7 protein-coding genes are annotated in these 7359 nt (G+C 59.1%); 5 read left to right on the top strand and 2 right to left on the bottom strand.

Annotated features, from left to right (window positions below; all coding sequences use genetic code 11):
- Positions 1-97 precede the first annotated feature (97 nt).
- Positions 98-1681, top strand: coding sequence for an asparagine synthase-related protein (locus tag VF436_RS05505; RefSeq protein WP_330903004.1), 1584 nt, complete (start codon positions 98-100; stop codon positions 1679-1681).
- A 67-nt stretch (positions 1682-1748) separates the two neighbouring features.
- On the opposite strand, the gene VF436_RS05500 is transcribed toward VF436_RS05505, so the two are convergent.
- Positions 1749-2090, bottom strand: a complete 342-nt coding sequence (locus VF436_RS05500) for a carboxymuconolactone decarboxylase family protein (protein ID WP_330903003.1) — start codon at positions 2088-2090, stop codon at positions 1749-1751.
- Between the two features lie 117 nt (positions 2091-2207).
- On the opposite strand from VF436_RS05500, the gene VF436_RS05495 reads away from it, so the two are divergent.
- The 4 genes from VF436_RS05495 to VF436_RS05480 all read left to right on the top strand — a co-directional run bounded on the left by VF436_RS05495 (position 2208) and on the right by VF436_RS05480 (position 5089).
- Positions 2208-3131 carry an AraC family transcriptional regulator gene (locus tag VF436_RS05495; RefSeq protein WP_330903001.1) on the top strand — a complete coding sequence of 308 codons (924 nt, stop codon included), beginning with the start codon at positions 2208-2210 and terminating at the stop codon, positions 3129-3131.
- 83 nt (positions 3132-3214) lie between these two features.
- Positions 3215-3700 carry an aminoacyl-tRNA hydrolase gene (locus VF436_RS05490; RefSeq protein WP_330903000.1) on the top strand — a complete coding sequence of 162 codons (486 nt, stop codon included), beginning with the start codon at positions 3215-3217 and terminating at the stop codon, positions 3698-3700.
- Positions 3701-3703: 3 nt separating this feature from the next.
- The gene (locus VF436_RS05485; RefSeq protein WP_330902999.1) at positions 3704-4318 is read left to right on the top strand and encodes a cytochrome c oxidase assembly factor Coa1 family protein; all 615 of its coding nucleotides are present in this window, start codon (positions 3704-3706) and stop codon (positions 4316-4318) included.
- A 183-nt stretch (positions 4319-4501) separates the two neighbouring features.
- On the top strand, positions 4502-5089 hold the full coding sequence (locus tag VF436_RS05480; RefSeq protein ID WP_414649817.1) for a nitroreductase family protein: 588 nt from the start codon (positions 4502-4504) through the stop codon (positions 5087-5089).
- A gap of 198 nt (positions 5090-5287) precedes the next feature.
- Here the strand turns inward: VF436_RS05480 and VF436_RS05475 are convergent.
- Positions 5288-7359, bottom strand: a 2072-nt coding sequence (locus tag VF436_RS05475; protein WP_330902998.1) for a M13 family metallopeptidase, incomplete at its 5' end; no start/stop codon positions are given.

Here is a 7359-nt window from a genome sequence, read left to right as displayed (position 1 = left end):
GACTGATTGCCTCGACGCAGACGCTTGAATTCGCCGGATACCAGAAAGGCCGCTTCCTCACCGGGGAGGCGGCTTTTTTCATGGATGGATGCCACCCATGCTTAAAGCTCGTATCACGCTCTGCGACCTCTTGCTCGAGGCAACGCGGCAGGGCGAATCTATTGTCTTTGGCGGTAGCCATATCACTGCACACGCCCACGCACTGCTCGAAAGCGTGCTTGTAAAAACTCGGGGGCAGTGGTTCTTTGTGGTGCGCGAGCGCTTGGCGGCCGGGGCGATCGCTCGCGCAGTGCAGGATAGGGAGGTCAGTCCCGAGACCTTTGGCAAGCTCTACAACGAGTGCCTGTTATGGCCGCTCGATTACGTGTTGATCGAAGTGGCCCAGGCCGGGTGCCGCATGCGTCTGCGCAGCGGGGTGTTGGGTTCGGTCCCCGTGTACTGTCGCGCCACGCACGATAAAGCCACGGTCTCCTGGGACTTCACCGACCTTGCCACCGGATCGACGGCAGTCGACACGGAGATCGCCGCGCACCGGCTCGCCATGCATACGGTCTATTCGGCGCGTCAGCTCTATGTTGGAGTCCATCTGCTTACCGAGCGAGCCACGCTTGATATCGAGCCGGGCAAGGCAAGTTTTCGGTATCCGACACCCATCCAGGAATCGATACCGTCACCACTGGCTGATGATATCGATGCCCTGCAGGTGTTCGGTTCGCTGCTACAGCGTGTCGTGTCATCACGCCCGCTCATGACCGGTCGCCTGGCGCTCGAACTCAGCGGAGGCATGGATTCGGCGAGCGTTGCCTGCGCGCTCGCTTCCCGATACGTCGGTATTGCCAGCAAGGGCATCTTACTGGACGGAGAAGTACGCCAGCCCCAGGTCGAACGGCGCCAATGGATTGTTGAACGGCTGGGATTGCACGACGAAACCGTGGAAATCAGTGCGTTTCCGCCCATCATTGATCTTCAGCAGATGTCCGCGACCAGTAATCTTTACTGGGAATATTATCTGGAAGCCTGTGCTGCGTTATGGTCCCTGGCACGAAGCCAAGGGCGCGACACGTTATTCACCGGCATCGGTGGTGATGAACTCTTTCCTAGTTACCTCAACGAAATGCCGGGGCATCTGCTAGGCAAAACAAGCAGGGCGGCTGATATCCAGCATTGCGCACTATCGCTGCTGACGCCACGGGCGCTGGGTGCGGCAAACAGCTTGCGTGGTTTTGATGCACCGCTCAGCCCGGTGCCGGCCACCTCCCTGCTTGCGCACGCCTGCCGAGCCCCGGACCTGCTGCGTCATGGCATGTGGCCGGTCAACCCGCTCAGCGACCCCAATCTTGTCGCATTCTGTCACCGTCTGCCTCGTGGCAGCCGCCAGGGCAGGGAATTAATGCGCCAGTATCTGGAATCCCATCTGGGTAGCAATGTGTTTGCGCGTGATTACACCAAGGAAACCTTTGCCGATGTGTTGCCGGGCCAGATCGCCTTGCATGCCGATACGTTGGCGATTCAGTTGCGCGAGTGTGCATTGGCCGATTTGGGCTTGATCAATCACAAGGCTGTCCTGGCCTTGCTTGATACCGTAGTTGTCACGCGAGCGCAGGCACCGACGGCAGCGTTGGCTTCCTTTCTATGGCTCGAGCGCGGCGTTCGCCAGATCGGGCGGGCCATGGCTGCCTGAGTATTTCGGGCCGTGCACGATATTCGTGTCTGTGACGCTCAGGTTCTTCATTCGCTTGGTCCGGCGATTATTTCGCGGTATGTGCGTCGAACGCATCGACCACGCGGGCCGAGTACACCATGGCAGCACCTGCGTTCAGAGCCACGGCGACACCCAGCGCTTCGATAATTTCTTCCTTGGTGGCGCCTTGCTTGATAGCCTCGGCCGTATGGGTGGTGATACAGCCGTCGCAATGCGTGGTGACGGCGACTGCCAAGGCAATGAGCTCGCGCGTCTTGGCGCCCAGCACATCTTTTTGCTGTCCGGCCCGGGATAGAGTCTGGTAGCCACGGACGGTATCAGGGCTTTCGGCGGCGATTTCGCCGATACGTGCGGCCAGTTCTTTACGGTATTGCAGCCAGTCCAACATGTTCAATTCCTCAAAGGAGTGGGAGCTCGACCATCGCGCTCCCGTGACCATCAGTGTTGCGCCGGACCATGAGTTCTTTAATACTCAACAAGCTCAAAAATTCGCTCAAACGTCTCAATGGATGCACTCAGTCAAGTGATCGAGCTGGCTCGTATCCGTGGCAGCCTGGATCTGCGCTGCCAGATGTCGGGTCATTTCGAGCTGGATCATCAGCCCCTGGCGCCGGGGCAAGCGCCGTTTCACCTGGTACTATCGGGTCGTGCGCAATTAATGTTGCCTCGGGGCGACGCCATTGAACTGGTGCCCGGCGATTTCATCCTGCTGCCAAGAGGCGCATGGCATGTCTTGCGGGGGCAGGGCGTGGGACCGAGCCGGGCGGTGCATATGGACCATAGCGGTCCCTTGCTTCGGCGCAGCAATACCGACGACCGACCGGACATGGATATCCTCTGTGGCCGTTTCATCTATTCTCATGGCTCGGCCGATCTGGTCATGAGCGCCTTGCCCGATGTGCTGCACGTTTCTCTGGCCCAAGAAGGCTCGCTGGATGCGTTGGACAGCATCGTGTCGCTGTTAAGGAGCGAAGTCGAACAGTTGCGCTCCGGGGCGCTGGCCATCGTGACCTCGCTCAGCCATGTTCTTTTTATCATGGCATTGCGAATTCATGCGCAGCGCGACGGCATGTCACCTTCATTGCTGGTGTTGCTTGGCGATAGCCGGCTGAGCCGCTCCGTGCTGGCCATGATCAAGGAGCCCGGAAAGGCCTGGACAGTCGAGGCGTTGGCTCGGCAGGCCAATATGTCCAGGGCCACGTTGGCCCGGCACTTCACGGACAAGGCTGCCATGTCGCCCATGGATCTAGTCACCGATATTCGCATGCAACTGGCGTGTAGCCTGCTGGAGACCGAAAACTCGCCATTACCTGACATTGCCGAGCGCGTTGGCTATCAGTCGGAATCTGCGTTCGCGAAGGTCTTTCGCAAGCGAACAGGCATGACACCCCGTGCATTCCGGCGCCTGCGGCGCGATGGCGCCCAGTGACCTTCACCGCAAGAAGCATGCTTGAGCCGGTCGGCGTGATATCCCATGGTGTCGTCTGTGGATGCCAAGTGAGCCTTTGCGCCATGGAACAAGACCTTGGAGCGGATATCGAAGCCATGCTTGCCGAGCGCAAGCGTACGATGGCGGCCTTTAAAGCGGATCGCCGTCCGCTGAACATGTATGTGATCTATCGCGCGGACCTGAAGATAATACCCAGCAAACTGGCTGCCCAGTGCGGTCACGCCTTCGTCAATGCGTATGAAAAAGCCGCGCTCGAACGCCCCAGGATTACCTCTACCTATCGAGGGACAGGCGAAGGTACCAAGATCGTCGCATATGCCAAAAGCTTGGTCAGGCTCGTTCGTGCTTATCGCGACCTGCAACAGGCAGCGCTTCCGCATCACATCGCGATCGATCGCGGACATAGGCTGCCACCGCATTTCACTGGTGAGCCCATCGTTACCGCGCCCGGGTTTGGCCCGTCTATCGCGACGAGGTCGAGCACATCACCAAGCGCTATATCATGGCGCGTTGAGGCGCTGCCATCGCGCCATTTACCAGAGGGGTAAAACATGGAAAACACATCAGGTGGTGGGTCCACGGCCAGCGTGCCACCGGAGGTCGACCGCTGGAACTGGGGCGCCTTCCTACTCACCTGGATCTGGGGCATCGGCAACAACGTGCTGATTGCGCTGCTGATGTTCGTGCCTTTCGTGAACATCGTGATGTGGTTCGTGCTGGGTGCCAAGGGCAGTGCCTGGGCCTGGCGCAACAGGCGCTGGGCCAGCGTGGAGGCGTTCCGCCAGACCCAGCGCAACTGGGCCATCGCCGGTGCCATTCTGTTCGTCGTGGTTGGCGTATTCATGGTGGGTGGCTTCTGGGCTATTAGCAGCGCGATGAAACACTCCGGCGCCTATGAGCTTGCCGTCAAGGATTTGCAACAGAACCCGGAGGTCGTGCAGCAGCTCGGCAGCCCCATGAGCACGGGCATTCCCACCGGACAGATCCAGGTCAGCGGCCCTTCGGGCACGGCCCATCTGTCGTTCAGTGTGCAGGGCAGCAAGGGTAAGGGAACCGTGTACGTGGAAGCGACCAAGGCGATAGGACGGTGGCATCTCGACCAGGCCGTTTTCGAGAACGACGCGACCGAGCAGCGTATCGACCTGATTCCAAAGACGCCGCAATAGACGCGGCCGAGCGCCATGCCTGGACGGGATTGTTCATCGAGACGAACGCTGTTTGCACTCTCCGGCCCCTAATGCATTGTCGTTTCCGGAGTTAAGCTGATCCTAGGGTGATTTGATGCCGAGGGGTACCTAGTGTCCCTGCGGCTGCAATCTTTCTTCATGCCGAATCCAATGGGAAACCTCATGCTCGACCATCTCAAGAAGCGCCGTACGCAATATGCCCTCGGCAAGCAGTTGCCGATCGCCGAAAGTGCCGTGGAAGAATTGATCCGCGAGGCTATCCGCCATTCGCCGTCTTCGTTCAATTCGCAAAGCTCGCGCGCCATCATCTTGTTCGGCAAGCAGAGCGATGCGCTGTGGAGCATCGCCAAGGATGCATTGCAGGCCATCGTGCCAGCCGCTGATTTCCCGGCCACTGCCGCGCGTATTGAAGGCTTTGCCAAGGGTGCGGGCACGGTCCTGTTTTTCGAAGACCAGGATGTGGTCAAGTCTTTGCAGGCTCAGTTTCCCCTGTACGCCGACAACTTTCCGATCTGGTCGGAGCAGTCCTCCGGCATGGCCCAATTGGCCGTATGGACGGTGCTTGCCAATGCCGGCATCGGTGCCAGCCTGCAGCATTACAACCCGCTGATCAATGCAGGCGTCAGCAAGACCTGGGATGTCCCCGCATCGTGGACGTTGCGTGCACAGATGCCGTTCGGCTCCAATGAGGCCCCCTTCCCGGAAAAGGCCTTCATGGACGACCAGGTGCGTTTTCGCACCTACCGTTAATCTTTCGCGCGGCGTGATTGCGGATTGATGCAATCACCCTGCCTTTTCGCTCCTGCAACGGTGAGAAGAGGCGTGGCGCGGTCGCAGGCTGAGGGTTCAGAGTGCCTCAGTGCCATCACATGGCCGCCCCTATGCACATTCGCGATAAAAAAGCCCCGCAGGATCGCGGGGCTTTTCTGTGCCTGTAGCCAGGCCGCCTTACCAGATCTTCACCTGCTTATCGCCTGAGCGGATCATGGCATCGCCAGGCTTGCACTGGAAAGCCGAAGCAAAGGCGTCCATGTTCGACGGTGCGGCGATAGCGCGCAGTGAATCCGGTGCATGCGGATCGACGTTGAGGTCAAGAATGGCTTGTTTTTCTCGTGTGCTGCTACGCCACACGCGCGCCCAGTTCAGGAAGAAGCGCTGGTCCGGGGTGTAGCCGTCGATCTTCTGGTTGGCTTGATCCGGGTGTGCTTTTAGTACGCCTTGTAGCGCATCGTATGCCACGTTCAGGCCACCCAGATCAGCGATATTTTCACCCAGGGTCAGCTTGCCGTTGACGTGCAGGTCCGGCTTGTCCTTGATCGGGGTGTAGTCATTGAACTGTTGCACTAGCTTGTTGGTACGCGCATCGAACTTGGCCTTGTCGTCCTTGGTCCACCAATCCTTGTTGTTGCCTTCGCCGTCGAATTGCGAGCCTTCGTCGTCGAAGCCGTGGCTGGCTTCGTGGCCGATCACGGCACCGATACCGCCATAGTTGATGGCGTCATCGGCGTTGGCGTCGAAGAACGGCGGCTGCAGGATCGCGGCCGGGAAGTTGATCGTATTGTCGGTTGGGTTGTAATACGCATTGACCGTCTGCGGAGTCATGCCCCACTCTTTGCGGTCGGTTGGCTTGCCGATCTTGGCGATGTCGTAGTCGTAGTTGAACTTTGCCGCCGCCTGGGCATTATCGAAATAGCTATCGGGTGTGATCTTCAAACCCGACCAGTCACGCCAGTTGTCCGGATAGCCGATCTTGGGCAGGAAGGTGTTCCATTTGGCGATGGCCTTGTCCTTGGTCTCCTGGCTCATCCAGTCGAGGTTCTGGATACGTGCCTTGAGGGCATTGCGCACGTTGTTGACCAGTTCCTCGGCGCGCTGCTTGGCTTCGGGTTTGAACACCTTGGCCACGTACAACTGGCCCAGGGCTTCACCCATCTCAACGTTGACGGCACCCAGCACGCGCTTCCAGCGCGGCTTCTGCTTGGGCTGGCCAGACAGGGTCTGGCCGTAGAAGGCGAAACTGGCATCCTGAAAATCCTGCGACAACGTGCTGGTGGCGTCATCGATCGCGTGAAAGCGCAGGTAGGCCTGCCAAGTAGCGATCGGGGCGGTAGCCAGCTGCTTGTCGAATTCTGCGAAGAACTTCGGCTGCGACAGCGAGAAGCCCTTGTCGATGGTGACACCCTGATCCTTGAAGAAGTCGCCCCAGTTGAAGTGCGGGGTAACCTTGTCCGCTTCTTGCACGGTTACAAAATGATACTGGTTCTTGGGGTCGCGAATTTCAGTTGGGCTCAGCGAGGCGGATGCCAGCTTGGTCTCGAACTTCATGACCTCGTCAGCCTGCTTCTTGGCATCGGCCTCGGACGTGCCAGTCAGCTGTAGCAGCTTGGCGATATATGTCACGTAGGCCGCACGGATATCGGCGTACTTGGGGTCGGTATAGTAGTCCTTGGTCGGTAGACCCAGGCCGCTTTCACTGGCATAACCAATCTGGATCTTGGCATCCTTGTAGTCTGGACCCGAGCCGAAGCCGAATACGAAGCCATTGGCCTGCGCATACTGCTTGCTGATGAAGTCGGCTAGCTGGCTGTTGTCCTTGAGCGCGGCAATCTGGTCAAGCTCAGGCTTCAACGGTTGCCAGCCTGCCTTGTTGATCGCGTCCTCGTTCATGCCTGAGCGATACAGCCAGCCGATCTTCTGCCCGATCGAGCCTGCTTGTGCCTTGTCTGCATCCTTGTCGGCTTTTTCGACGATCGCGCGCTGGATGCTGAGACTATCTTCGGCAAGTTGCGAGAAGGCCCCCCAGCCGGAATGATCATCGGGGATGGGATTGGCAGCGATCCATTTGGCGTTGACGAAGCTGTTCAGGTCTGAACACGCGTTGGTGTTGCTGTCCAGCTCACTGACATCGAACACGCTCTTCTTGGCACCAGACGCGGCAGCCGTGCTGGTCGCGGTGGCCGGCGTAGCGGTGGTAGCGGGCTTGGCCGGTGCGGCCTGATCGGCCGACGACTCCTGCTTAC

Source organism: Dyella sp., assembly GCF_036384435.1.
Lineage (GTDB): Bacteria > Pseudomonadota > Gammaproteobacteria > Xanthomonadales > Rhodanobacteraceae > GSA-30.
Note: the sequence above shows the minus strand (reverse complement) of the source record. Positions and strands in the feature narration are given on the sequence as shown.

Excerpts from the sequence above, each read along its gene's own strand:
- VF436_RS05505 (WP_330903004.1), top strand. The coding sequence starts at position 98 with ATGCTTAAAGCTCGTATCACGCTCTGCGACCTCTTGCTCGAGGCAACG.
- VF436_RS05500 (WP_330903003.1), bottom strand. The coding sequence starts at position 2,090 with ATGTTGGACTGGCTGCAATACCGTAAAGAACTGGCCGCACGTATCGGC.
- VF436_RS05495 (WP_330903001.1), top strand. The coding sequence starts at position 2,208 with ATGGATGCACTCAGTCAAGTGATCGAGCTGGCTCGTATCCGTGGCAGC.
- VF436_RS05490 (WP_330903000.1), top strand. The coding sequence starts at position 3,215 with ATGGAACAAGACCTTGGAGCGGATATCGAAGCCATGCTTGCCGAGCGC.
- VF436_RS05485 (WP_330902999.1), top strand. The coding sequence starts at position 3,704 with ATGGAAAACACATCAGGTGGTGGGTCCACGGCCAGCGTGCCACCGGAG.
- VF436_RS05480 (WP_414649817.1), top strand. The coding sequence starts at position 4,502 with ATGCTCGACCATCTCAAGAAGCGCCGTACGCAATATGCCCTCGGCAAG.